This is a genomic window from Streptomyces sp. NPDC033221 (assembly GCF_055577005.1).
The window spans coordinates 207,161-232,930 of the sequence record NZ_JBVIQN010000008.1 but is presented as its reverse complement, the minus strand read 5'-3'; the positions used below and the strand labels follow the sequence as shown (position 1 = coordinate 232,930).

The window sequence follows — 25,770 nt, the reverse complement described above, 5'->3', positions numbered from 1 at the left end:
GACGGGTGAGGACGAACGCCGGTTCCTGTTCCCTACGGTGACGGCTTCGGCGACGGCGCCGACCCCACCCCCGGCCGCTTCGGTGGCGCGTGCGCGGCCTCCACGTCCTGCGGGAACGTCAGCTGACGCGCCTGCCACTCCAGAGCCGGCGCCACCTCCCGCCGCCACGTCGAGAACTGGTGGCTGCCGCGCGGCAGAACGATGGAGTCGACCGTCATCGGGGGCTTCGCCGCCGCGATGAACCGCAGCGTGTCCGGATGGTTCGGCTCGCCCAGGCGGCTGCTGGCCACCAGCGCGGAGACCTGCGGTACGGGCAGGTTCTTCAGGCGCCACAGCAGGTCGTGCTCGCGCTCCCGCCGCCCGGCAGCCGTACCGCTGCCGAAGAGGCTCCCGGTCGTCAGGTCGCCCTTCACTGCGTAATCACCGGAGAGCGAGACCGCGGAGGTGTAGACGCCGGGATTGCGCAGGGCCAGCAGCAGCGAACACGTACCACCGGACGAATAGCCGAAGGCGCCCCAGGCGCTCGGATCATGACCCACCCGGTAGGCCGCCTTGACCGCCTCCGGCAGGTCCCGGGTGAAGAACGTCTCGGCCTGCGGCCCGCCCGGCACGTCCACGCACTCGGTGTCCCGCGGCGGCGCGATCGTCGGCCGGACCATCACCAGTACGGTCGGCTGCATCCGGCCCTCCCCGATCAGCCGGCCCGCGGTCTGCGGGATCCGGAGATGCTGGGCGAGGTTCATGATGCCGCCCGGATAACCGCTGATGACGACGGATACGGGGAAGCGCTGACGGCGGTACTGGTGCTGGAAGTACTGCGGCGGCAGATAGACGAAAGCCGGATTGATGACGCGGGTACGGCGCCCGACGATCCGTACGGACTCCACCTTGCCGACCTCACCGGGCGCGCCCTGCGGCAGGCCGGTCACCCGGTCCAGCCCCTGCGGCCCGGCGGGCTGGACCAGCCCGCCCCGCAGCGCCCCGGCATCGGCGTACCGAGGACCGCCGCCCTTGCTCACCGCCACCGGCGCCTCGTCGGTGTGGCCGAGCAGCTCGTCCCAGCTGCTGTAGAACTCGAAGCTGGAGTTCACTGCCAGCGCGAGCGAACACAGGATCGCCACCTGGGTGACGAGGATGGACCCGAGCCTGCCCAGTACGGGGAGCACACCGCGCAGGGACAGCCGCGGCCACAGCCACACCGTCAGGGCCACACAGGCCACGGCCAGCATGATCACCACAATTTCGAGCGACTGGCTGGTCAGCCCCATGCGTCCACATCTCCCGTCACCCGTACGAGGGTTGTCCGGCCCTCCCGGACCGCCGCCAGGGTCAACGGGCCGCCGGCCGATGAGTCACCACACGGCACACGGCCACCGGCCTCCGCCCGTACCCACCGCTCCGCCCAGCGCCACCGCCCCAACGGCTGCGGCCCGGGCCACCCCCCATGTGACGTGCACGGACGCGCACACCCCCCGCCCCGCACAACGCCCCCTCCCAACCGCCACCCCACCCACACCACCCCTCACACCGCACAAACATCCACCCCCAGCCACGCCCACCTCCCCTCAACCTCTGCCCCGGCCCTCCCCCCACTCGCCCGCCGCACATACGCTCTCCGAACACACGCCCCACCCAGACAGCCCCCCACCCCCACACCACCCCTCACACCACTGCTCGTGACAAAACACCCAAACGGGGCGTGCCGTGAGACGCGCGGGGTCCCACGATGGGACCGGCCCAGGCGGCTACCCTTACGTGTCCGGCCTGGTCAGGGACATGTCCGCGCTTCTCGGACATTCGCCGCACCCCACACACGCAAGAGAGGTTCGCCGATGGGCATTCGGAGTCTGCTGCGCAACGCTTTCGGTCGCTCCAAGGCGGCCCGCGAGGAATCGAACGAGGCGGCGAGCGGCACTCGGGCGCCGGAAACAGCGACCATCCCGGAGGCCCGTGAAGAGGCCACCCCGGAACCCGCCGCCCCCCGCGACCCCGCCGTCCCCACCGCCCGCACCGCCCCCGCCGCCCCACCGGCCGCGGCCGCGACCGTCCCCACCCAGGGCACCTCCTCCGACGACGCCCCCGCGACCGCCACACCTTCCCCTTCCTCTTCCTCCTCCGCTTCCTCCTCCGAGGACTCGGCCTCCGACCTGGTCTCCCAGGCTTTCGACACCCCGAAGCCGGCACAGAACCAGGAGCCGACGCAGGCCCAGGAGCCCTCCACGCCGGAGGCGGAGCCGAAGGCTGAGGCAGAGCCGAAGCCGGAGTCGAAGCCGGAGACTGCACCGGCGGCCGAGGCAGAGCCGGAGCCCAAGGCGGAACCGAAGCCGGAACCGAAGGCCGAGCCCGAGTCCAAGGCAGAACCTGAAGCCGAAGCGGCTCCCGTAGCCAAGACGGAACCCGAGCCCGCGCCGACCCCCGAGCCCAAGGCCGCGCCGACCCCCGAACCCGAGCCCGCCCCGGAACCCGTCACCGGAAACGACTCCACCCCAGCCCCCTCCCCCACCTCCCTCACCAAAATCGAGTCCCAGGCCCCCGGCCTCGTCAGTCTCTACAAGGCCGCCCGGGTCTCCCTCGAAAAGCAGGGGCTGGCCACCCAGCGCGCCGCGGTCTACCTCGTACTCGACCGCTCCGGGTCGATGCGCAACTACTACAAGGACGGCACGGTCCAGCACCTGGCCGAGCAGGCCCTCGGCCTGTCCGCCAACCTCGACGACGACGGCACCGTGCCGGTGGTCTTCTTCTCCACCGACGTCGACGGCACCGCCGAACTCGACCTGGCCAACTACGAGGGCCGCGTCGAGGAGTTGCACGCGGGCCTCGGCCACATGGGCCGTACGAACTACCACTGGGCGATCAACGCCGTGATCGAGCACTACGAGAAGTCCGGCGCGACCGACCCCGCCTTCGTCATCTTCCAGACCGACGGCGCCCCCACCTCCAAGCCGGCCGCCGAGAAGGCCCTCTGCGAGGCCGCGAAGCTGCCCATCTTCTGGCAGTTCATCGGGTTCGGCGATCCGGACGCCAAGGGCTTCGACTTCCTCCGCAAGCTGGACGACCTGGCCGTACCGGAGAAGCGCGTCGTCGACAACGCCGGCTTCTTCCACGCCGGCCGCGACCCCCGCTCGCTCGCCGACGCCGACCTCTACCAGCAGCTCATGGTCGAGTTCCCCGCCTGGCTCCAGGAAGCCCGCACCGCCGGCATCCTCCCCGCCTGACGCCCGCCCCCGCCCACCCCGGCTCCACCCACTCCAGCTCCACCCACCGGCCGCGGCCGGGCCACCCGGCCCGCCGCGGCCGTCGGCATTCCGTCACGGCATTTCCACCACCACACCTCAACGCCACCACGCCACCACACCACCACGCGTTGGTTGAATTCTTCATCACCACAGCAGCCCGGCCGGTTCCCACAGACCTCGGCGCCACTGTCAGTGCCATGTGTAAGAGTGTTAGCGCGTTGACCACACGGGGGTGGGGGGACCGCTATGCCATTGACAGAAGAAATCGCCGACATGTACGCGCACGAAGGCGACCCGGCAGCCACGATCGGAGAATTCCGCCGTACGAGCATCTTGGTGCCCGTATCCGACGACGGGCTCATGTCCGCCGAATGGGGCGGAATACGCTGGCTCTACGCATTCACGGACGAGGACGCGCTCAACCGCTTCGCCCTTGCCAGGGGAAGCGCACCGGAGACCCGCTGGCAGTACGTCTCCGCACTCGGCGCCCGTCTGCTCGACGTCGTCATACCCGCCATTGAAGGGCCGGCCGGTGTCGCCCTGGACGCCGGTAGCGAGCAGGGGATGCTGTTTCCGCCCGCCCCCGGAATCGTGCCGGACTCCGTAGCCGTACGCACCGATGACGAACAACAGGTGTCGCCGTCCGGTACCACGGCCACACCCACGCCCGGTCAGGGCGGTGAGCGGATATGAGCGCAGGGGGCGGTTACAAGCTCGACCAGCAGGCCCTCCAGCAGGTCAGCAAAGGCATCAACGACACCATCTCGGAACTCAAAGAGCTGGGATTCGACAGCCAGGCGCAGCTCGGCCACGGCTTCGAGAAGATCCAGTTGACCGGAATGGAAGCCGGACATGCCGAACTGGCCTCGACTTTCGAGTCGTTCTGCGAACGCTGGACCTGGGGAGTGCGCGCCCTGGTGCACGAAGCCAATTCCTTCGCCCGCCGCCTCGACCTGTCGGCCGGTATTTACCACGAACAGGAACGGTACGTTTCCGACCAGCTGAAGATCACGACGAACGCGGCCATAGGCAACCCGGCGCTGTCCTCGGAGGACATCAAGAAGAAGTCCTGGGAACAGATCCGCGACGACAACCCGATCACCCAGGTCAGGGACGCCGATTTCGACATCAACTCGCGTGCCACGAGGGAGTCGGCCGAGCGGGTGAGTACGTCGTGGGAGCAGACGAAGCAGGACTGGACCACGTCCAAGTGGGCGGGCGACGCCAACCACAACCTGGCCATGAAGGGCCTGGGCATCGGCCAGGCCGAGCCCGAGAACGCGCAGGACGGGGATAAGGGCTGATGGGCCTTTTCGACGGACTGGGAAACGTCGTCGACTCGGTGGCCGACAAGGCCGGCGACATCGTCGACGGGGCCAAGGAGAAGCTGGGCGAGGGGGTCGAGTTCGTCACCGACAAGACCGCCGACGCCCTGGACTCGGTCGGCGCGGAAGGGGTGGCCGACAAGGTCCGCTCCGCGGGCGAGGACGTTGCCGACAACCTCGGCGCCCACGTCGACGAGCGGAACCTGGGCGAGTCCGACGATCCCAAGGACCTGGTGCACGGCGACGCCTCCGCGATCAACGAGTCCGCCGCGCACCTGAAGGACTTCTTCGCCGCCTTCGAGCGGGTCGGGCAAGGCCTGCGGAAGCTGGACTCGGGCGGCTGGGAAGGCAAGGCGGCGGACAGCTTCCACGAGGAGTTCGACGCCCACCCGAAGGCGTGGATGCAGGCGGCGGACGCCTGCGAAGCTGCGGGCAAGGCACTGCACGCGTACGGAGAGACGGTCACCTGGGCCCAGGGCAAGGCCCGGACGGCGATCGACAAGTACAAGGCCGCCCAGGACGCGACCAAGAAGGCCGTGGACAGCTACCAGGCGCAGGTCGACTCGTACAACGCCAAGGCGGACGCGTACAACGCCGCCCTGGAGAAGAACGCCGACCCGGGGCAGAAGCCACAGAAGCCGGGTGCCTTCACCGACCCCGGTGCGGAAGGGCGCAAGGCCGCCCAGGAACTGCTCAAGAACGCCCGGCACCAGCGCGATGAGGCCGCGGAACGCGCCCAGCACGCCATCAGCCAGGCGCTGGCCCATGCGCCACGGGAGCCCAAGTTCACCGAGCAGATGGTCGCCGACGTGTCGGACGGGGTGGTGTCCGGCGGCATCCAGCTCATGCACCTGGCAGGGGGTGCGCTCAGGACCGCGTCCGAAACGGTGAAACTGGTCCGTACGGTCAACCCGCTGGACATCTACAACGTCACCCACCCCTTCCAGTACATGTCCAACGTCTCCACCACGCTCATGGGCCTCACCACCACGGTGGCCCACCCCGAGCGGCTGCCCAAGGCCCTGCTGGGTACGGGCTGGGGCAGCGACCCGGCGGACGCGACAGGGTCCTTGATCGCCAACCTCGTCGGCGGCAAGGGGGCGGGCGGCCTGGCCAAGGGAGCCGCCAAGGCCGGCGCGAAGGGTCTCGCCAAGGACACCGCGCGCTCCGCGGTCAAGGACGCCGGCAAGACCACCCTGCGCGACCGCGCCCGCCGTGCCTGGTGCAAGACCTTCGGCAGCGACCCGATCGACATGGCCACCGGCCGGATGATCCTGCCGCAGACCGACATCACCCTGCCCGGCAGCTTGCCGCTCACCTTCAGCCGCACCTTCGAATCGTCCTACCGGACGGGCCGCTGGTTCGGCCCCACCTGGATGAGCACCGTCGACCAGCGCCTGGAGATCGACGCCGAGGGCGTCATCCTCGTCGGCGAGGAAGGCAACCTCCTCGCCTACCCCCACCCGGCCGTCGGCGTCCCCACGCTGCCCGTAGAAGGTGAGGGCCACCCACTCGAACGCACGCCGGACGGCGATTACTTCCTCGCCGACCCGGTCGGCGGCACCCGCTGGTACTTCACCACGTACACCGACGACACCGCCGTCCTCGACGAGATATCCGACCGCCGCGGCAACCGCCACACCTTCGACTACGACGAGTCCGGCACTCCGACCGCCATCACCCACAGCGCCGGCTACCGCCTGCTGCTCACCACCGAGGCCGGCCGCATCACCGCCCTCTACCTGGCCGGAGCGGCCCCCGGCGGAGGCGACCAGCTCATCCGGCGTTACGGCTACGACGAATCCGGCAACCTCACCACCGTCACCAACTCCTCCGGCCGGCCCCTGCGCTTCACCTACGACACCGCCGACCGCATCACGTCGTGGACGGACACCAACAACAGCTCGTACAGCTACGCCTACGACGACCGGCACCGCTGCATCTGGCAGAGCGGCACCGAAGGCCACCTGCGCGCCCACTTCACCTGGGGCGACCCCGACCCCGAGACCGGCCTGCGCACCAACCTCCACCACAACTCCCACGACCAGGTGACCCGCCACCTGGTCAACGACCGCCACCAGATCGTCGCCACCACCGACCCCACGGGTGCCACCACCCGCACGGTCCGCGACGCGAAACACCGCGTGCTGTCCGTGACCGACCCGCTCGGCCGCACGACCCGCTTCTCGTACGACGACGAAGGCCGCCCCACGGAGATCACCCTCCCCGACGGCAGCCGTACCACCTCCACCTACAACGACCGCGGCCTGCCGCTGACCACCACCGGACCGGACGGCACCACCTGGTCCCACACCTACGACCTCGGCGGCAACCGCACCTCCTCCACGGACCCCACAGGCGCGACCACGCACTACGCGTACGACACCCGGGGCCATCTCTCCTCCGTCACCGACGCCCTCGGCAACACCACCCGCCTCTACTGCAACGAAGCAGGTCTGCCCCTCGCCACCACCGACCCGCTCGGCGCCCGCACCCACTACCGCCGGGACGCCTTCGGCCGCACCACCTCCGTCACGGACCCCCTCGGCGAGACCACCCACCTCATCTGGACCGTCGAAGGCCAACTCGCCACCCGCATCGACCCCACCGGCGCCGCCGAACACTGGACGTACGACGGCGAAGGCAACCGCACCACCCACACCGACGCCGTCGGCCAGGTCACCCGCTTCGAATACACCCACTTCGACCTGCTCGCCGCCCGCACCGACCCGGACGGCACCCGCCACACCTTCACCCACGACACCGAACTGCGCCTCACCCAGGTCACCAACCCCCAAGGCCTGACCTGGAACTACGCCTACGACGCAGTCGGCCGCCTGGTCTCCGAGACCGACTTCGACGACCGCGTCCTCGCCTACACCCACGACACGTCCGGCCAACTGACGACCCGCACCGACGCACTCGGCCAGACCACCACCTACACCCACACCCCCCTCGGCCACCTCGCCGAAAAGAACGCCGCCGGTCTCCTCACCAGCTACACCTACGACACCGCCGGCCGCCTCTCCCGCACCACCAACCCTGACGCGACCATCACCTACACCCGCGACGCCCTCGGCCGCGTCCTCACCGAAACCGTCAACGGGCGCACCCTCTCCCTCACCTACGACGCCCTCGGCCGCCGCACCTCCCGTACGACGCCCACCGGCGCCACCACCACCTACACGTACGACGCCGCCAGCAACCGCACCCACATGTCGGCCTCCGGCCACCCGCTCGCCTTCGACCACGACGCCGCCGGCCGCGAAACCACCCGCCACCTCACCGACGCCCTCACCCTCACCCAGTCCTGGGACCCCACGGGTCGCCTGGCATCCCAGTCCCTCACCTCTTCCCACCCTTCTTCCCCCTCACCCGCCTCACCCCAAGCTCCCCTCCCCCCTCTCCTCTCCCGCACCTACACCTACCGCCCGGACGGCAACCTCACCGGAATCGACGACTCCGCCCGAGGCCACCGCACCTTCGACCTCGACCGCGCGGGCCGCGTCACGGCCGTCAACGCCGCCGGCTGGTCGGAGACCTACGCCTACGACGAATCCGGCAACCAGACCCACGCCACCTGGCCCACCGAACACGCCGGCGCGTCCGCCCAAGGCCCCCGCACCTACACCGGCACCCGCATCAACCGAGCCGGCTCGATCCGCTACGAACACGACGCCCTCGGCCGCGTAACCCTCCGCCAGAAAACCCGCCTCTCCCGCAAGCCGGACACCTGGCACTACACCTGGAACGCGGAAGACCGCCTCACCGCTGTCATCACCCCTGACGGCACCCCCTGGCACTACACCTACGACCCCCTGGGCCGCCGCACCGCCAAACACCGCCTGACCCCAGACGGCACCACCGTCCTCGAATCCACCCACTTCACCTGGGACGGCCCCACCCTCACCGAACAATCCACCACCACCCCGGGCTCCCCCCAGTCCCTAACCCTCACCTGGGACCACGAGGGCCTGACCCCACTCACCCAAACCGAACGCAAGCTTTCTACGTCCGGGCTGTCCTCCGCGCCACAGCAGGTCATCGACGAGCGCTTCTTCAACATCGTTACGGACCTGGTAGGCACACCGACAGAGCTGGTCTCCGAGACGGGCGAGGTCGCGTGGCAGTCACGGCCCACTCTCTGGGGCACCACGACGTGGAACACAGACGCCACGGCGTACACGCCACTTCGGCTCCTCGGACAATATTTCGATCGGGAAAGTCGACTCCACTACAATTATTTTCGATTTTACGACCCTGAAACAGCACGGTACCTGTCGACCGACCCCCTCGGCCTCTCCCCGAGCCCCAACCCTGCCACCTATACACGCAACCCTCACAGCCAGACAGACCCTTTCGGACTCTCCCCGTGCCATCGCGAATTTCACACCGTACAAGATGAAGCAAACGCTCAACGCCTTCGGGGAGATGGAACCCCCTGGCCGACAGAAGAGACAAGGGGGCAGTACGGAGAGGGCGTGTACTCCTGGGGCTCCAAATCAGAAGCGGAACGCTATGCAGAACGACTTCGCGGACGCGGCCATGACGTAGAAATTCTCACATTCCGCGTCGCAGAAACGGATTTCAACTCCTTCCGGAAAGCGGATATGGTAAAGATGAGCGAAGCGGAGGCCGAAGCCTTTATGGATCGCCACAGTCGCCTATATGGAGATGGCGAACCGCATAACTACGACTATATTCGCGGACGCACCGGCATGGGACACGAGCACTATTTCAACAAATCCATTTTCCACCTACTAGATTTCATCAATTAAGCAGAGGCCAGCATGATCGAAACTTTCAAATACCGACAAAGAACACGGGCGGGTGGGCTCGCCGCCGACATCTCGGCCCACCTAGAAACGCCAGGAGAATCAAATCCCGGCATTCGCGTCTACCGCAAGGTATTTCTATCGACAGCACCAAACGTCTCCTACTGGCTGGATGTCTCCTGGATGGCCTTCGGCTTGTCGCTGCACGCCAAGAATATCGCCTCACTATACGAGTCCGGAATTACCATCAAGGTCACCTCGCTCAACTTCCCCCTGAGTGACTATCGACCCGAAGTCGCCGCGCTGGCCATGGATGGCTGGCTTCGGCAGCACTTCTCTTTCCCAGATATCGGCATTGGAGCAAATTACGACCCGGCAACTACTAAGTATTCTTTCCACTGGGGGACAGCGAAGGAACCGTTTCGCGAGTGAGGCCGCCGACAGGCGGGGGACACCACCAACCACCTAAGCTGGGTCGGTGATGGTACTACTCGCGCGCCGGGTAGCTACCGACCGTGCAGCGGCGGAGGCGAATCCTCATGAGCCAGAGCCAGAGTCGGATGCAGGGGCGGACCGAGGCGGCCGGGGAGCCCGATCCCCGGCGATGGTGGGGCCTCGTCGTCATCGCGCTCGCGCAGCTCATGGTGGTGCTGGATGCGACCATTGTGAATATTGCGTTGCCGTCTGCGCAGCGGGAGCTGCATATGTCGGATGCCAACCGGCAGTGGGTGATTACCGCGTACACGTTGGCGTTCGGTGGGTTGTTGCTGTTGGGTGGTCGGATATCTGACCTGGTGGGGCGGAAGCGGGCGTTCATTACGGGGCTGGTGGGGTTCGCGATTGCTTCGGCGTTGGGTGGGGCGGCTACCGGGCAGGGGTTGTTGTTCGGGGCGCGGGCGTTGCAGGGGGTGTTCGCGGCGTTGCTGGCGCCGTCCGCGTTGTCGTTGTTGACGACGACGTTCACGGACGGGAAGGAGCGGGGGAAGGCGTTCGGGATTTATGGCGCCATTGCGGGTGGCGGGTCCGCTATTGGGCTGATTGCTGGTGGGCTGCTGACCGAGTATTTGGACTGGCGGTGGTGTTTGTATGTGAATGTGCCGATCGCGGTGGTGGCGATCGGCGGGGCCTGGGTGTTTCTGCATGACCGGCGGGAGCATGGAGGCACGGCCCGGCTGGATGTGCCCGGTGTGGTTCTCGGGTGTGGCGGGCTGGTTGCCATTGTGTACGGGTGCAGTGAGGCGCAGCCGCGGGGGTGGAACGATGGGCTGGTTCTCGGGCTGTTGGCGGGTGGGCTGGCGTTGCTGGTGGGTTTCGCGTGGTGGCAGAGCCGGGCACGGAATCCGTTGCTGCCGTTGCACATCGTGCGGGACCGGAATCGTGCGGGCGCGTTTCTGACCATGGGGCTGGCGGTCATCGCCATGTTCGGGATGTTCTTGTTCATGACGTACTACTTGCAGGTGGTTCTGGGGTATTCGCCGGTCAAGACGGGCATGGCTTTCCTGCCGGTGACGGCGGCGATCATTGTGGGGTCGACGCAGATATCGGCGCGGTTGCTGCACCATCTGCCGCCGCGGGTGCTGATGGTGCCGGGCGCGTTGTTCGCGGCGGCGGGGCTGTTCTGGCTGACGACGTTGACCGCCGAGCCCGCGTACGTGTCGCATGTCCTGCCGTCCGAGCTGCTGGTCGGGCTCGGGATGGGCCTGATCTTCATGCCGGTGATGTCCACGGCCACGGCGGGTGTCGCGCCGCACGAGTCCGGGGTGACGTCCGCGACCGTCAATACGGCGCAGCAGGTGGGCGGTTCGATCGGTACGGCGCTGCTGAACACGATCGCCACGTCGGCGAGTGCGACGTACATCGGGAGTCACCTGGCCACGGCGGCGAAGGAGGCGGGTGGGCACCTCGCCCCCGCGGTACGGGACGGGGTCGTGAAGGACGGCGTGGTGCACGGCTTCACGGTGGCCATCGGATGGGGTGCGGGGATCATGCTGCTGGCGGGGGTGGTCGCGGGTGTGATGGTCAATGGGAGGGCGCCCAAGCATGGGGATGGGGGGAGTGGGGCTGCCGGTTCCGGTGATGGGCCCGGGGCCGGGAGTGGGGCCGGAGGTTCCGGTTCTGGCGTTGGGTGAGGGGGTTTTCCGGGCTTGCTGCGAAGTGGGGGAAAGAATCTTGGTTGTTGGTGTCGAGAATCGGTGACCGGCTCCGTCCCCGTAGTGAACGCGACCACAATGGGCCGCACCAGTACGGAGGAGACCCACGATGGCCAAGTATCTGCTGCTGAAGCACTACCGCGGCGCGCCGGCCCCGGTGAACAACGTGCCCATGGACCAGTGGAAGCCGGAGGAGATCTCCGCCCACATGCAGTACATGCAGGACTTCGCGGACCGGCTGGAGAAGACCGGCGAGTTCGTGGACGGTCAGGCGCTGGCGGCCGAGGGGGCGTGGGTCCGGTATGACGGGGAGGGGCGTCCGCCGGTCACGGACGGGCCGTTCGCCGAGACCAAGGATCTGATCGCCGGCTGGATGATCATCGACGTCGACCGTTACGAGCGCGCCGTCGAGCTGGCAGGGGAGCTGTCGGCCGCTCCCGGGGCGGGCGGGAAGCCGATTCACGAGTGGCTGGAGGTGCGCCCGTTCCTGGCCGCGCCGCCCACCGTCACGGAGTGACCTCGGACGTGCCCGAGGAGATGAACGAGCGGCTGGTCCGGGAACTGGTGCCGGGCGTGCTCAGCGTCCTCGTCCGCCGCGGAGCCGACTTCGCGGCGGCCGAGGACGCCGTACAGGACGCGCTGGTGGAGGCGGTCCGCGCCTGGCCGGCCGACCGGCCACGTGATCCCAAGGGGTGGCTGATCACCGTGGCCTGGCGCCGGTTCCTCGACGCGACCCGGGCGGACGCCGCCCGGCGTCGGCGCGAGGACCTCGTGGACGACGAGCCGGTGCCCGGGCCCGTGCCTTCGGTGGACGACACGCTGCGGCTCTACTTCCTGTGCGCCCACCCGTCGCTGACACCCTCGTCCGCGGTCGCGCTCACGCTGCGGGCCGTCGGCGGGCTCACCACCCGCCAGATCGCCCGCGCGTACCTGGTGCCCGAGGCGACGATGGCGCAGCGGATCAGCCGGGCGAAGCGGGCCGTGTCCGGCGTACGTCTCGATCAGCCCGGCGACGTCGCCACCGTGCTGCGCGTCCTGTATCTGGTGTTCAACGAGGGGTACTCCGGCGACGTCGACCTCGCCGCCGAGGCCATCCGGCTCACCCGGCAGCTCGCGGCCGTGATCGACCATCCGGAGGTGGCGGGGCTGCTCGCGCTGATGCTGCTCCACCATGCCCGGCGTGCCGCCCGTACCGCGCCCGACGGTGGCCTGGTGCCGCTGGCCGAGCAGGACCGGGGCCGGTGGGACACCGGGGCGATCGCGGAGGGCGTCGAGATTCTGCAGGCGGCGCTCGCCCGCGACCGGCTGGGCGAGTTCCAGGCGCAGGCCGCCGTCGCGGCGCTGCACGCGGACGCGCGGACCGCCGAGGAGACCGACTGGGTGCAGATCGTCGAGTGGTACGACGAGCTGGCGCGCCTGACCGACAGCCCGGTAGTACGGCTCAACCGCGCGGTGGCGGTCGGGGAGGCCGACGGTCCGCGGGCCGGGCTGAAGGCGCTCGCGGCGCTGGACGAGTCGCTGCCGCGGCATACCGCGGTGGCGGCGTACCTCCACGAGCGGGACGGTGACCCGACGACGGCGGCGCGGCTGTACGCGGAGGCCGCCCGGAAGGCGTCCAACCTCGCGGAGCGTGATCACCTGACGCGCCAGGCCGCCCGGCTCAACGCCCGCAGGGGTGGCTGACAGGCCGGAGGCTTGGCTGACAGGCCACACGTGGACCGCAGGGATGGCTGACAGGCCGCACGTGGAACAGCCCGTGCCGGAGAGCAGGCCTCAGTACGCTGGCCCCGTGTTCACCCCCGAGGGACCCACGCTCCGCGAGCTGACCGTGCAGGCGCTCTCCTCCGTGGAGCGCGGCTACGACCTGCTGGCCCCGAAGTTCGATCACACGCCGTTCCGTACGCCGGACCGGATTCTCGACGCGACGGCTGAGGCGTTGCGGGGCTTCGGCCGGGGAGCGGCCGGACCGGCCGGTGGCCTGGCCGGTGCACCGGCCACCGCCCCCTTCGAGGCCGGGCTCGACGTCTGCTGTGGCACGGGGGCGGGCATGGGGGTGCTGCGGTCCCTGTGCCGGGAGCAGATCGTGGGGGCCGACTTCAGTACGGGGATGCTCGCGGCGGCGCGGGGCACAAAAAATCCGCCCGCCGGTCCCGCCGCCCAGTACGTACGCGCCGACGCCCGCGCCCTCCCCTTCACCGCCGCCTTCGACCTCGCCGTCACCTTCGGTGCCCTCGGCCACTTCCTGCCCGCCGAGCGCGCGGCCGTCTTCGCCGGGGTGCACCGGGCGCTGCGGCCGGGCGGCATCTTCGCCTTCCCGATCGCCGCGCCCCCGCATCCCCGCTCCGCGCTGTACTGGACGCTGCTCGGTTTCGACGCGGTGATGCGCGTACGGAATGCGCTGTGGCGTCCGCCATTCGTCATGTATTACCGGACCTGCGCGCTGCGCGACATACGGGCCGATCTGCGCGCGGCCGGGTTCACCGTGGAGCTCGTACCGGTACGCGGGGCCGCCCGTCGCGCCGACGGCAGCCCAGGCTGGGGGCTCGTGGTGGCCCGGCGGCCCTGATCGCGTACAAGAGGCGATCAGGTGACGCTCCACAGACGATCAAGGGCCGTACGGTACGCGGAAAACCGGGCGCGGCCGCCCCGTACCCGTCCAGTACGATATTGACGTTCCGTAGAACAAAACCTCACTCACCGTAGCGACTTGGGAGCAGCCGGCAATGGCTCGACACCTCATCACCAGCGCCCTTCCGTACATCAACGGGATCAAGCACCTGGGCAACATGGTGGGGTCCATGCTCCCGGCCGACGTGTACGGGCGGTATATGCGCCAGCGCGGTCACGAGGTGCTCTACATCTGTGCGACGGACGAGCACGGCACGCCCGCCGAGCTGGCGGCCAAGGCCGCCGGGCAGTCCGTCGCCGCGTACTGCGCCGAGCAGCACGACGCGCAGAAGGCGATCTACGACGGCTTCCACCTGCGGTTCGACCACTTCGGGCGCAGCTCCTCGCAGCAGAACGTGGAGCTGACCCAGCACTTCGCGCGCAAGCTGCACGAGAACGGCTTCATCGAGGAGCGCGCCATCCGGCAGGTCTACTCGATCGCCGACGAGCGCTTCCTGCCGGACCGCTACATCGTCGGTACGTGCCCGCACTGCGGTTACGACAAGGCCCGCGGCGACCAGTGCGAGAACTGCACCCGCGTCCTGGACCCGACCGACCTGATCGACGCGCGCTCGGCGATCAGCGGCAGCAGTGACCTGGAGGTGCGCGAGACCAAGCACCTCTTCCTGCTCCAGTCCAAGCTCCAGGGAGAGGTCGAGCAGTGGATCGACGACAGCAGCGAGGAGTGGCCGACGCTGGCGTCGTCCATCGCCCGCAAATGGCTGACCGAGGGCCTGCACGACCGGGCGATCACGCGTGACCTGGACTGGGGCGTGCCGGTGCCGGCCGACGTGTGGCCGGAGCTGGCCGCCGAGGGCAAGGTCTTCTACGTCTGGTTCGACGCGCCGATCGAGTACATCGCCTCGACGAAGGAGTGGGCGGACGCCGACCCGGCGAACCGCGACTGGAAGTCGTGGTGGTACGAGGCCGACGACGTGCGCTACACGGAGTTCATGGCCAAGGACAACGTCCCGTTCCACTCGGTGATGTTCCCGGCCACCGAGCTGGGCACCCGCGAGCCGTGGAAGAAGGTCGACTTCCTCAAGGCGTTCAACTGGCTGACGTACTACGGCGGCAAGTTCTCCACCTCGCAGAAGCGCGGCATCTTCACCGACGCGGCGCTGGAGCTGCTGCCCGCGGACTACTGGCGCTACTTCCTGATCGCCAATGCGCCGGAGTCCGACGACACGTCCTTCACCTGGGAGCTGTTCTCCTCCTCGGTCAACAAGGACCTGGCGGACACGCTGGGCAACTTCGTCAACCGGGTGCTGTCCTTCTCCCGCAAGCGCTTCGGCGACGACGTGCCGGCGGGCGCGGCGGCCGGTGAGGCCGAGGCGAAGCTGGGCGAGCAGATCGCCGAACTGCTGGCGGAGTACGAGGGCCACATGGAGGCCCTCCAGTTCCGCAAGGCGGCGGCGTCCCTGCGGGCCCTGTGGAGCGCGGGCAACTCCTACCTGGAGGAGAAGGCCCCCTGGCTGGAGATCAAGACCGACCAGGAAGCGGCGGCGCTGACGCTGCGTACGGCGATGAACCTGATCCACCTGTACGCGATCGTCTCGGAGCCCTTCATCCCGGCGGCGGCGAAGGCGATGCGCGGCGCGTTCGCGCTGGACGACGACACGGCGGCCTGGGTGACGGCGGAGGAGGCCCGCGCGCTGGCCTCGGTCCCGGCGGGTACGGCGTTCACCGTGCCGCCGGTGCTCTTCGCGAAGATCACGGAGGATGACCTGGCGGCGTACCGGGAGCGGTTCGGGGCGGCGGAGTAGGCACGCGACGACGCACGGAGAGGGGCCCGGAACCGGCGAACGGTTCCGAGCCCCTCGGCCGTCGTACGACCGCCCTAGGCGGGCTTACCGCCGTACGGATGCCAGCCCGCCGTCCGCACCGTGAACCCCATGGGTTCCGGCATGGGGATGTCCTGGCCGAAGATGCCCTTGGCGGTCTCGACGTAGTGACGGCCGTCGAGCTGGAGCAGGTGCCAGGTGGCGTCGTTGGGGTCCACGATCAGGTAGACGGGAATGCCGGCCTCGGCGTAGCGCTCGCGCTTGTCCTCCCAGTCGCGCTTGATGGCCGTACGGGTCGTGGAGACCGTCTCTACGACGGCGAGAACGATTTGCGGCGGCCAGTCCGCCTCTGCGGAGTCGGGAGCCGGCCGGTCCCCAGAGCGGATGATGACGGTGTCTGCACGGGGTCGGTAATCGTCGGCCACCAGTACGCCGCGCTCGCTCCACGCTTCGAACGGCTCCGGAGTGTGGCGCACGAAGGTACGTCCGGGGAGGTCATGGAAGTGACCCGGGTTGGCTTGCACGACCAGTTCACCGTCGAGCAGCTCGACGTGCAGGCCATCAGGCACGTCCAGTTCCTGCCACATCTTGCTGAGTGCGTTGGTGTCCACTACGGGCCCCTCGCCGATACGCCGCCTCAGCGCACCCAGTCCTTCAGCGGCTCGGTGTCCAGGTCGATGCCCACCGGGTCCGGCAGGGTGACCGTCTTCCCGAACGGCACCGTCAAGAGCATCTCGTAGCGGCCGCCATCGGGCTGCGAGTGCACCTTGACCTCGCAGGTGTCCCGGTCGATCAGCAGGTACACCGGGATGCCGGTCTCGGCGTATGCCTTCGGCTTCTCCACGCGGTCCCGGCGATTGGTGTCGTGGTCGCGGGACGTGACCTCGACGGCCATGAGCACTCCGTCGGCATCCGCCCACTCGCCCTGGCCGACGAAGTTGTCGCTCGGCGCGAGGCAGACGTCGGGGCGGGCATTGCCGTTACGGTACGTCTCAACTCGCAGGCCCTGGTCCCCATGCAACCACCAATCGGCGTTGGCCTGAATACACAAGCGTGTCAGCCACTGGATGATCCGCCCGTGATCGCCGTCCGGCAACGCCTTTTCCCCGATCTTCCCGTTGATGAATTCCAGACGCAGCGCCTCTTCCACACGCACAGCGAGGCGAGCCAGCTCCTCGAACTGCTCCTGGCTCAGGACACTCGCGTGCTCTTCGACGACGCCCACGTCGGTCTCCTCCGGGGTCGGTGGTGCCTTCCACCGTACGTCTTCCCTGTACACCACGACCGGATTCTCCGCGAGCTGCGTCATGCCCGCAGCGTGGCACGCGAAAGGGCCCGCGATCATCTGATCGCGGGCCCTTCGCACGTACGAACGAACTACTTGACCTGCGGCTTCCGGATCGACAGGTGCAGTTCCTTCAGCCGCGACTCCTCGACCTCGCTCGGCGCGCCCATGAGCAGGTCCTGGGCGTTGCCGTTGAGCGGGAAGGCGATGGTCTCGCGGATGTTGGGCTCGTCGGCGAGGAGCATGACGATGCGGTCGACGCCGGGGGCGATGCCGCCGTGCGGCGGGGCGCCGAACTTGAAGGCGCGGAGCATGCCGCCGAACTCGGCCTCGACGGTGTCCTTGTCGTAACCGGCGATGGCGAACGCCTTGTACATGACGTCCGGCTCGTGGTTGCGGATGGCGCCGGAGGACAGCTCGACGCCATTGCAGACGATGTCGTACTGCCAGGCGAGGATGTCCAGCGGGTCCTTGGTCTCCAGTGCCTCCAGGCCGCCCTGGGGCATGGAGAACGGGTTGTGGGAGAACTCGATCTTGCCGGTGTCCTCGTCCTTCTCGAACATCGGGAAGTCGACGATCCAGCAGAAGCGGAACTCGCCGTCGACGAAGTGGCCGGTGCGCTTGGCCGCCTCGACGCGGACCGCGCCCATGATCTTGGAGACCTCGTCGAACTCGCCGGCGCCGAAGAAGACGGCGGAGCCGGGCTTCAGGTCCAGGGCCTCGACCAGGGCCTTCACGTCGTCCTCGGTGAGGAACTTGGCGATCGGGCCGGTGAGGGTGTCCTCTTCGCCGACGCGGACCCACGCCAGGCCCTTCGCGCCCTGCTGGACGGCGAAGTCACCCATCTGGTCGAAGAACTTCCGCGGCTGGTCGGCGGTGTCCGGCACGGCCAGGGCGCGGACGTGCTTGTCGGCGAAGGCCTTGAAGCCGGAGCCGGCGAAGACCGAGGAGACGTCGACGAGCTCCAGCTCGGCGCGGAGGTCCGGCTTGTCGGAGCCGTACTTGAGCATCGCCTCGCGGAAGGGGATGCGCGGGAACGGCGAGGTGACCGTGCGGCCGCCGCCGAACTCGGTGAACAGCTCGGTCATCAGCTGCTCGATCGGGCCGAAGACGTCCTCCTGCTCGACGAAGCTCATCTCGACGTCGAGCTGGTAGAACTCGCCCGGCGAGCGGTCGGCGCGGGCGTCCTCGTCGCGGAAGCAGGGGGCGATCTGGAAGTAGCGGTCGAAGCCCGCGATCATCAGCAGCTGCTTGAACTGCTGCGGGGCCTGCGGCAGCGCGTAGAACTTGCCGGCGTGCAGGCGGGACGGGACGAGGAAGTCGCGGGCGCCCTCGGGGGAGGTCGCGGACAGGATCGGCGTCGCCATCTCGTTGAAGCCGAGCGCGGTCATCTTGTGCCGGATGGCGGAGATGACGGCGGTGCGCAGCATCAGGTTGCGGTGCATCCGCTCGCGGCGGAGGTCGAGGAAGCGGTATTCGAGGCGCTTCTCCTCGTTGACGCCGTCCTCGGCGTTGATCGTGAAGGGGATCTGCTCGGCGGCGCCCAGCACCTCGACGGCCGTGACCTCGACCTCGATCTCGCCGGTGGGCAGGTCGGGGTTGACGTTGTCCGCGCCGCGCGCGCTGACCTTGCCGTCGATACGGACGACGGACTCCTTGGTCAGCGAGCCGAGCGCCTCGTTGGCGGGGGTGCCGGGGCGGGCGACGAGCTGGACCAGACCGTAGTGGTCGCGCAGATCGATGAAGAGGATGCCGCCCAGGTCACGTCGGTTGTGCAGCCAGCCGCTGAGGCGGACGTCGGTGTCGACGTCCGCGGCTCGGAGCTCGCCACAGTTATGGGACCGGTACCGATGCATCGCTCATCCAAGTCGTCGCAAGTTGAGATGTGACAGTTTCCGCTCCAGGTTACCGGTCACCCCATCGCCCTTCGTTGTCATATACGCGTCAGAATCGGCATGGGATGATGGGCGTGCCTCGTGCCCGCCGCGCTGGTCGGGTCCCCTCAAACCCACATAAAGTGATGCAATGCGCACCAAGGACCTCCTGGCCGCCACCGCGACCGGCCTGTGGCGCTGGGACAACGTCTCGGACCAGGTGACCCTCGACGCCGAGACCGCCCGGCTGCTCGGGCTGCCCGCGGAGCCCGCCGAGCTGTCCGAGGCCGCGGTGCGCTCCCGCCTCCACCCGGCCGACTTCGCCGAGATCACCGGCATCGTGAACCTCGCCGTCACCGAAAGCACCATCGCCGAGGTCCGGCTGCGCGTGATGGACCACGAGGGCCGGGTGCTGCGCACCGTACGCAGCCGCTCCCGGGCCTTCCTGCGCAGCGAGACCGACCACACCGACTTCGAGCTGGTCGGCACCCTCCAGGAGATCCCCGAAGACCAGCCCGGCACCGCCTCCCCGCACGCCCCGCCCTCCGGCGACTGGCGCCGCTCCCGCGAGGCGTTCCTGCTGGACGCCGGCCGCGCGCTCGCCGAGGCGCACTCCACCGCCGAGGTGCTGCGCGTCGCCGCCGGCCTGTCGATGCCCGGCTTCAGCCCGGACGGCCTGGCGGTCTTCGGCATCGAGGCCGACCGGATCTCCGTCATCGGCCACCACGGGCACAAGCAGGGCGACATCGCGCCCTTCGTCGACATGCCGCTGGACACCGAGTACCCGGCCGCCGAGGTGGTACGGACCGGCCGCGCCGTCTACCTGCCCACCCCCGAGGACTACCGCCGCCGCTACCCCGCCACCTGGCCGCTGGCCGAGCCCTTCAACCGCACGTCCTGGGCCTTCCTGCCGCTGGTGAGCGCGGGCCGCACGATCGGCGCCTGGATGGCCGGCTTCGGCACCCCCGTCTCCTTCACCCCCGACGAGCGCTCGGTGCTCACCACCGTCGCCCGGATGCTCGCCCAGGCGCTGGCCCGGGCCGGTGACCAGGAGTCGCGGCGCGAGCTGACCGACGGCCTGCAGCGCAGCATGATGCCGACCGTGCAGCCGGACATCCCCGGCATGACGGTGGCGGCCAGGTACGTGCCGACCGGTGGCGGCCTGGAGGTCGGCGGCGACTGGTACGACATGATCACACTGCCGTCCGGCCGGATCGCGCTGGTCATCGGCGACGTACAGGGCCACGACGTACGGGCCGCGGGCCTGATGGGACAGCTGCGGATCGCCCTGCGCGCCTACGCCTCGGAGGGCCACCACCCCGACGCGGTGCTCTCCCGCGCCTCCCGCTTCCTGTCCGGCATCAACGACACCGAGTTCGGCGGCGAGGACCCGCGCTTCGCCACCTGCCTCTACATCGAGGTGGACCCGGCGACCGGCCTGCTGGACATCGCGCGGGCCGGGCACCCCGACCCGACCATCCGGATGGCCGACGGGACCGTACTGGTCCGGCCCACCGCGGGCGGCCTGCCGCTGGGCATCGTCCCGGACACCGACTATCCGACCACCCGGCTCGTCCTGGAGCCCGGCGAGACGATGCTGGTCTGTACGGACGGGCTGATCGAGACCGGCGGGCACGACCTGGAGTCGGGCTGGGCGCGGCTGCGCGACGTCATCGAGACGTACGGGGCCGAGGACCCGGCCGGGAACGCCACGGACGTGGTCGCGCCGACGCTGGAGGACGCGGCGGGCCTGGAGAAGCTCGCCGACGCCCTCGTCCAGGCCGTGCACGGCCCGCCGTCGTACCACACCACCGGCCCGTTCATGGACCGCCGCGAGGACGACATAGCCATGCTGCTGCTGTGCCGCGCGGGCGGCAGCTGCGGGGTCGGTACGGGCGGCACGGACGCGCACCGGCCCGTCCGCCGTACGGTGCTGACCGTCAAGCAGGCCGAGCCCGAGCGGATAGCGGAGGCCCGCAACCAGGTGCGGGACGTGCTGCACGACTGGACCGACGAGGACCAGGTCGACTCGGCCGTCCTGATGGTCTCCGAGATGGTCACCAACGTGCTGATGCACACGGACGGCGACGCGCTGCTGGTCGCGGAGATCACCGGCGAGCACGGCCGCCGCCGCATCCGGGTCGACGTCGCCGACAGCAGCGACGAGCTGCCGCATCGCCGCACCCCGGGCGAGCTGGCGTCCTCGGGGCGCGGCCTGGTTCTGATGGAGCTGCTGGCGGGGGCGTGGGGCGTGGACCCGCGCGGCGACGGCAAGTCGACGTGGTTCGAGCTCTACGAGGACGCGGTGGACGGTACGGAGCCGTCGCTGCCGGACCTGGACGCCTTCTCCGACGACTCGCTGCCCGAGCCCGCGGCGTAGTGCCGGCGCAGCTCCGAGAGCACGCCGAACGCCGCCGCGGTCAGCGGCACGGACAGCAGCATCCCCATGACCCCGGCGACGCTGGCACCCGCGGTGATCGCCAGCATCACGATCGCCGGGTGCATCTGGACCGTACGGCTCTGCACGATCGGCTGGAGGATGTGGCCCTCCAGGAAGAACACCACCAGGACGATGCCCAGCGTCCAGATCGCGATGGCCGGGCCGCGGTCGTCGGCGAACGCGACCAGCACGGCCACCGAGCCGGACAGGAACGAGCCCAGGTACGGGATGTAGGCGCCGACGAAGACCAGCGCACCCAGCCCGAACGCGCCGGGCACCTGGAGGATCAGCAGGCCGACGGTGATGCCGATGGCGTCGATCAGCGCGATCAGCGTCGTACCGCGCATGAAGCCCTCGATGGCCTGGAAGCCGCGGCGGGCCATCTGCTCCAGGCCGGGACCGGAGTCGCCGGGCGCCCAGTCGTGCAGGGCGCGGACGGCCTTGTCGGAGTCGCGCAGGAAGAAGAACGTCAGGAACAGGGCCAGTACGGAGGCGGCGAGGGAGGCCGCGACGACGCCGACACCCTCCAGGACGCCGGTGGCCGCGGTGCCGCCGAACTTTCCTATCAGGGGTTTGGCGTTGGAGACGATGTCGTCCAGTGAGGTGCCCGCGGCGCCGAAGTGCCGGGACACCTCCTTGGCGGCGTCCTTGAGCGAGGCGATGATCTGGTCACCGGTGTCGATCAGCGCGCTGACGACGATGTACCCGGCGCCGCCGACCACCACGATCAGCAGCGCGCAGGTCAGCCCGGCGGCCAGTGAACGGTTGAGTTTCATCGCCACCAGCCGCCGGTAGACCGGCCCCAGCAGCGCGCTGCCGAGCAGCGCCAGCAGGACGGGGGTGACGGCGGCGCTCAGGGTCACACACAGCCAGACGCCGACGGCCGCCACGGCGGCCACGAGCAGGCCCACGCCGCACCAGGCCGCGGCGCGGCGGGCGGCGGCCGGGAGCAGTGGCTGACGGTCCGGGGATCTCAGATCGTTTCGCACCCTGCCAGTGGATCACGGGGCCGCCGGTGTGCGGCGGCATTCCGCCGCGAGCGGATGCGGCCCTGATACGGGCGAGGGCGGGTACGGGGGCCGACGGCGGCCCCCGTACCCGCCCGGCCCAGTGGCCATCGGCCGTGCTCAGTGAGCGTCGGCCGGCACCGTCCCCAGCCGTCCGGCCTGGAAGTCCTCGAAGGCCTGGGCCAGCTCGGCGTGGCTGTTCATGACGAACGGGCCGTAGTGCATCATCGGCTCGCGGATCGGCTGCCCGCCGAGCAGCACGACCTCCAGGTTGGGGCTGCGGGACTCCTGCGTGGCGTCCGCCCGGATGGTGAGCGAGTCGCCGCCGGGGCCGAACACGACGGCCTGTCCGGTACGGAACGGCCGCCCGAGCGGGCCCGCGGCGCCACGTCCGGCCAGCCCGTACGCCAGCGCGTTGAAGTCCGAACGCCAGGGGATGGTCACCTCGGCACCGGGATTGACCGAGACGTGCATCATCGTGATCGGGGTGTGGGTGATGCCCGGGCCCTCGTGACCGTCGATGTCGCCCGCGATCAGCCGCAGCAGCGCGCCGCCGTCCGCCGAGGTCAGCAGCTTGACCTGGCCGCCGCCGATGTCCTGGTAGCGCGGCGCCATCATCTTGTCCTTCTTGGGCAGGTTCACCCACAGCTGGAGGCCGTGGAAGAGCCCGCCCGTCATGACCAGGTCCTCCGGCGGCGCCTCGATGTGCAGCAGACCGGAGCCCGCCGTCATCCACTGGGTGTCGCCGTCGTTGATCACGCCACCGCCGCCGTGCGAGTCGCGGTGGATGAAGCTGCCGTCGATCAGGTACGTGACGGTCTCGAAGCCGCGGTGCGGGTGCCAGGGGGTGCCCTTGGGCTCGCCCGGCGCGTACTCCACCTCGCCCATCTGATCCATCATGATGAACGGATCCAGGTACGTGTAGTCGATGCCGGCGAAGGCACGGCGTACCGGAAAGCCCTCCCCCTCGAAGCCGCCGGGCGCGGTGGACACCGCGAGCACCGCCCGCGGCCGGGCGCCGGCGGGCGCCGCCACGCGCGGCAGGGTCAGCGGGTTCTCTACGGTCACTGCGGGCATGACGGCCTCCTCGGTCGTTCGACATTCAACTTAGTTGAACTCTGAACAACCTGCAAGGCGTCGCTCATTCCCCACCGGCTCGCAGCGGGAAAAGCGCAGGTCACAGCGGCGCACGGAAGCGGTACGCAGCGCACCACTTCCGGCACACGCTCGCCTCTCGCGCCGGGCGCGAGAGGCGAGCACTCTGGACGCATGGGTGCATCCGCCCCGGACCCGACGGGCCGTGGAGAAGGGTGGAGGCAGCCGGGCCAGGGTCCCCCGGCAGCCTCGGACCAGGGACAGCCGGCACCGCCCGGCTCGCCGTACGCGTCACCACCGCCGCCGCCACCTGGACGCAAGCGCCGCAAGGGCTGTATGACCTGCGGCATCGCCGCGGCCGTCGCGGTGGTGATCGTGATCATCGTGGTGGCCGTCTCGGTCGGCGGTTCCGGCGGCGGCAAGGACGAGAGCGGCTCCGGCTCTTCCGGTTCGCCGTCCGCCTCCGCCTCCGCCGGGCAGGGCAAGATCACCAAGGAGATGTACGACCGGGTCCGTACCGGCATGACCGAACAGCAGGTCACCGCGATCACCGGCCCCTGCGAGTCCTCGGCGGAGGACGAGGTGGCGGGCGTCCGGGGCAAGGTGCTGACGTGCCAGGGCACCGGGCTGTTCAGCGCGGCGACGTTCACCTTCAGCGACGGGCGGCTGGCCGCCAAGGGCCAGGTGGGGCTCGGCGGCGACGAGGCCGCGAAGGGGTCGATGACGAAGGAGAAGTACGACCGGCTGCGGACCGGGATGACCGAGAAGGAAGCGCTGGCCGTCGCGGGGAGGTGCGAGAAGAACTCCGACACCGACATCGCGGGCAGCTCGGCGACCGGCTACACCTGCACGGCCGCCGACGGGCTGGGCAGCGCCTCGCTCACCTTCTCCGACGGAAAGCTGGTGGCGAAGGCACAGGCCGGACTGGACTGACGGGCGCGGCAGCGGCAGCGGCAGCGGAGCGGGACGAGCGCGGCGGCACCGTACGGAGCCGCCGCCCGGCGTGCGTCAGCCGTACATCCGGCGCATCGCGAAGTCGACCATCTGCTCCACCGACTTGGCGTCGAAGACCATGCGGTGGTCGCCCTCCATGTCCAGGACGAAGCCGTAGCCGGTGGGAAGCAGGTCCAGGACCTCGGCGCCGGTGATCACGAAGTACTTGGACTCCTTGCCCGCGTACCGGCGCAGTTCCTTGAGCGAGGTGAACATCGGGATGACCGGCTGCTGGGTGTTGTGCAGCGCCAGGAACCCGGGGTTGTCGCCGCGTGGGCAGTAGACCTTGGAGGTGGAGAAGATGCCCTGGAAGTCCTCCGCCGACATCGAGCCGGTGGTGAAGGCCCGCACCGCGTCAGCGAGGGAGGGCGGGGACGGCTCGGGGTAGAGGGGCTGCTCGCCGTAGCCGCCGGGGGCCGGGTGCTGCGGCGGGGGCGCACCGTACTGCTGCTGCCCGGCGCCCGCGTTCTGGTCGTAGCCGTACATGCGGCACAGCGTACTGAGTCGGCGCGGCACATACGCCGCTACGTTTGAAGAGCCCTGAGCCCGTCCGACCGATCGAGGCCACACACCGATGACCGACCGCGACCGACCGAAGCCGCGCATCACCCGCGGTGGCGTGCTGCTCACCGTCACCGCCGTGAGCGCCTGCGGCCTGATGCTCTTCGGCGCCATTCAGCTCAGGGACGCGCACGCCGCCTGGTCCCTGACGTACGAGGCGAGCTCCACGGGAGGGCCGCCGCGCGCCACCGAGGTGCGCTACCGGCACTCGGGCGACGGCGACCAGCGCGAGGAGACGGCCGGCGGGAAGCGGCTGCCCTGGCGCGAGACGGTGGTCGTGGACGGCGGCGAGGAGGCGTGGCTGGAGGTACGCCCGGCCGGGGACGGCACGGCCTCCTGCCGGATCCTGCTCGACGGCCAGCGCCAGGTGGCCTCGGGGAAGTCTCCGGGGCCGGGCAAGCCCGCCGTGTGCCAGGTGACCACCAGCGACTCGTCGCAGCAGTGGCGGTGAGGGGCGTCCGGCCGGGCTGCCCGGCCCCTCCCGTGGCGCACGGAAAGGGTCCCGCGGCCCCGGAGGCGTACCGCAGGGGCCCTGGCGCCGCCCAGGGACGCTCGTCACAGATGGGCGGTCAGGGGTT

General features: G+C 69.5%; 20 protein-coding genes. 13 read left to right on the top strand and 7 right to left on the bottom strand.

The genetic code is table 11. The features are described from left to right. Nucleotides 1-32: 32 nt before the first annotated feature. Complete coding sequence (locus ACZ53K_RS13475; RefSeq protein WP_468835019.1) at nucleotides 33-1,268, bottom strand: alpha/beta hydrolase; 1,236 nt, start codon at nucleotides 1,266-1,268, stop codon at nucleotides 33-35. A 564-nt stretch (nucleotides 1,269-1,832) separates the two neighbouring features. Here ACZ53K_RS13475 and ACZ53K_RS13470 point away from each other — a divergent pair. From ACZ53K_RS13470 to metG, 10 genes are all read left to right on the top strand, one after another. Further along, nucleotides 1,833-3,215, top strand: coding sequence for a vWA domain-containing protein (locus tag ACZ53K_RS13470; RefSeq protein ID WP_468835017.1), 1,383 nt, complete (start codon nucleotides 1,833-1,835; stop codon nucleotides 3,213-3,215). A 267-nt stretch (nucleotides 3,216-3,482) separates the two neighbouring features. Continuing rightward, entirely contained in the window at nucleotides 3,483-3,929 is a 447-nt protein-coding gene (locus ACZ53K_RS13465; RefSeq protein ID WP_468835014.1) for an SseB family protein, read from the top strand. Next, nucleotides 3,926-4,540 carry a hypothetical protein gene (locus ACZ53K_RS13460; protein WP_468835012.1) on the top strand — a complete coding sequence of 205 codons (615 nt, stop codon included), beginning with the start codon at nucleotides 3,926-3,928 and terminating at the stop codon, nucleotides 4,538-4,540. Before ACZ53K_RS13465 ends, ACZ53K_RS13460 begins: the two co-directional genes overlap by 4 nt. Next, nucleotides 4,540-9,339: a putative T7SS-secreted protein gene (locus ACZ53K_RS13455; RefSeq protein ID WP_468835010.1), complete on the top strand. Its 4,800-nt coding sequence runs from the start codon at nucleotides 4,540-4,542 to the stop codon at nucleotides 9,337-9,339. The genes ACZ53K_RS13460 and ACZ53K_RS13455 overlap by 1 nt, the downstream gene beginning before the upstream one ends. A gap of 12 nt (nucleotides 9,340-9,351) precedes the next feature. Then, nucleotides 9,352-9,768, top strand: coding sequence for a hypothetical protein (locus ACZ53K_RS13450; RefSeq protein WP_468835008.1), 417 nt, complete (start codon nucleotides 9,352-9,354; stop codon nucleotides 9,766-9,768). Between the two features lie 107 nt (nucleotides 9,769-9,875). Next, on the top strand, nucleotides 9,876-11,465 hold the full coding sequence (locus tag ACZ53K_RS13445) for an MFS transporter (protein ID WP_468835005.1): 1,590 nt from the start codon (nucleotides 9,876-9,878) through the stop codon (nucleotides 11,463-11,465). 130 nt (nucleotides 11,466-11,595) lie between these two features. Next, the gene (locus ACZ53K_RS13440; RefSeq protein WP_468835003.1) at nucleotides 11,596-12,003 is read left to right on the top strand and encodes a YciI family protein; all 408 of its coding nucleotides are present in this window, start codon (nucleotides 11,596-11,598) and stop codon (nucleotides 12,001-12,003) included. Nucleotides 12,004-12,023: 20 nt separating this feature from the next. Then, a complete protein-coding gene (locus ACZ53K_RS13435) occupies nucleotides 12,024-13,169 on the top strand; it encodes an RNA polymerase sigma factor (protein ID WP_468835259.1) in 1,146 nt (381 codons plus the stop codon). Nucleotides 13,170-13,275: 106 nt separating this feature from the next. Continuing rightward, nucleotides 13,276-14,052, top strand: coding sequence for a class I SAM-dependent methyltransferase (locus ACZ53K_RS13430; protein WP_468835000.1), 777 nt, complete (start codon nucleotides 13,276-13,278; stop codon nucleotides 14,050-14,052). A gap of 157 nt (nucleotides 14,053-14,209) precedes the next feature. Then, entirely contained in the window at nucleotides 14,210-15,919 is a 1,710-nt protein-coding gene (metG, locus tag ACZ53K_RS13425) for a methionine--tRNA ligase (RefSeq protein WP_468834997.1), read from the top strand. 74 nt (nucleotides 15,920-15,993) lie between these two features. Here the strand turns inward: metG and ACZ53K_RS13420 are convergent, their stop codons facing one another. The 3 genes from ACZ53K_RS13420 to aspS all read right to left on the bottom strand — a co-directional run bounded on the left by ACZ53K_RS13420 (nucleotide 15,994) and on the right by aspS (nucleotide 19,078). Further along, on the bottom strand, nucleotides 15,994-16,548 hold the full coding sequence (locus ACZ53K_RS13420) for a Uma2 family endonuclease (protein ID WP_468834994.1): 555 nt from the start codon (nucleotides 16,546-16,548) through the stop codon (nucleotides 15,994-15,996). A gap of 26 nt (nucleotides 16,549-16,574) precedes the next feature. Further along, nucleotides 16,575-17,162, bottom strand: coding sequence for a Uma2 family endonuclease (locus ACZ53K_RS13415; protein WP_468835256.1), 588 nt, complete (start codon nucleotides 17,160-17,162; stop codon nucleotides 16,575-16,577). A gap of 152 nt (nucleotides 17,163-17,314) precedes the next feature. After that, complete coding sequence (gene aspS / locus ACZ53K_RS13410; RefSeq protein ID WP_468834991.1) at nucleotides 17,315-19,078, bottom strand: aspartate--tRNA ligase; 1,764 nt, start codon at nucleotides 19,076-19,078, stop codon at nucleotides 17,315-17,317. A 169-nt stretch (nucleotides 19,079-19,247) separates the two neighbouring features. Here aspS and ACZ53K_RS13405 point away from each other — a divergent pair, with 169 nt between their 5' ends. After that, nucleotides 19,248-21,476, top strand: coding sequence for an ATP-binding SpoIIE family protein phosphatase (locus ACZ53K_RS13405; RefSeq protein ID WP_468834988.1), 2,229 nt, complete (start codon nucleotides 19,248-19,250; stop codon nucleotides 21,474-21,476). On the opposite strand, the gene ACZ53K_RS13400 is transcribed toward ACZ53K_RS13405, so the two are convergent. After that, nucleotides 21,389-22,525 (bottom strand): AI-2E family transporter, encoded by a 1,137-nt coding sequence (locus tag ACZ53K_RS13400; protein ID WP_468834985.1) that lies wholly within the window; start codon nucleotides 22,523-22,525, stop codon nucleotides 21,389-21,391. The genes ACZ53K_RS13405 and ACZ53K_RS13400 overlap by 88 nt on opposite strands. A gap of 138 nt (nucleotides 22,526-22,663) precedes the next feature. After that, nucleotides 22,664-23,620 carry a pirin family protein gene (locus ACZ53K_RS13395; RefSeq protein WP_468834982.1) on the bottom strand — a complete coding sequence of 319 codons (957 nt, stop codon included), beginning with the start codon at nucleotides 23,618-23,620 and terminating at the stop codon, nucleotides 22,664-22,666. Between the two features lie 192 nt (nucleotides 23,621-23,812). Here ACZ53K_RS13395 and ACZ53K_RS13390 point away from each other — a divergent pair, with 192 nt between their 5' ends. Continuing rightward, complete coding sequence (locus ACZ53K_RS13390) at nucleotides 23,813-24,571, top strand: hypothetical protein (RefSeq protein WP_468834979.1); 759 nt, start codon at nucleotides 23,813-23,815, stop codon at nucleotides 24,569-24,571. A 75-nt stretch (nucleotides 24,572-24,646) separates the two neighbouring features. Here the strand turns inward: ACZ53K_RS13390 and ACZ53K_RS13385 are convergent, their stop codons facing one another. Then, nucleotides 24,647-25,117, bottom strand: coding sequence for an SseB family protein (locus ACZ53K_RS13385; RefSeq protein ID WP_003980379.1), 471 nt, complete (start codon nucleotides 25,115-25,117; stop codon nucleotides 24,647-24,649). An 88-nt stretch (nucleotides 25,118-25,205) separates the two neighbouring features. On the opposite strand from ACZ53K_RS13385, the gene ACZ53K_RS13380 reads away from it, so the two are divergent. After that, on the top strand, nucleotides 25,206-25,643 hold the full coding sequence (locus ACZ53K_RS13380; RefSeq protein WP_468834977.1) for a hypothetical protein: 438 nt from the start codon (nucleotides 25,206-25,208) through the stop codon (nucleotides 25,641-25,643). Nucleotides 25,644-25,770: the final 127 nt, after the last annotated feature.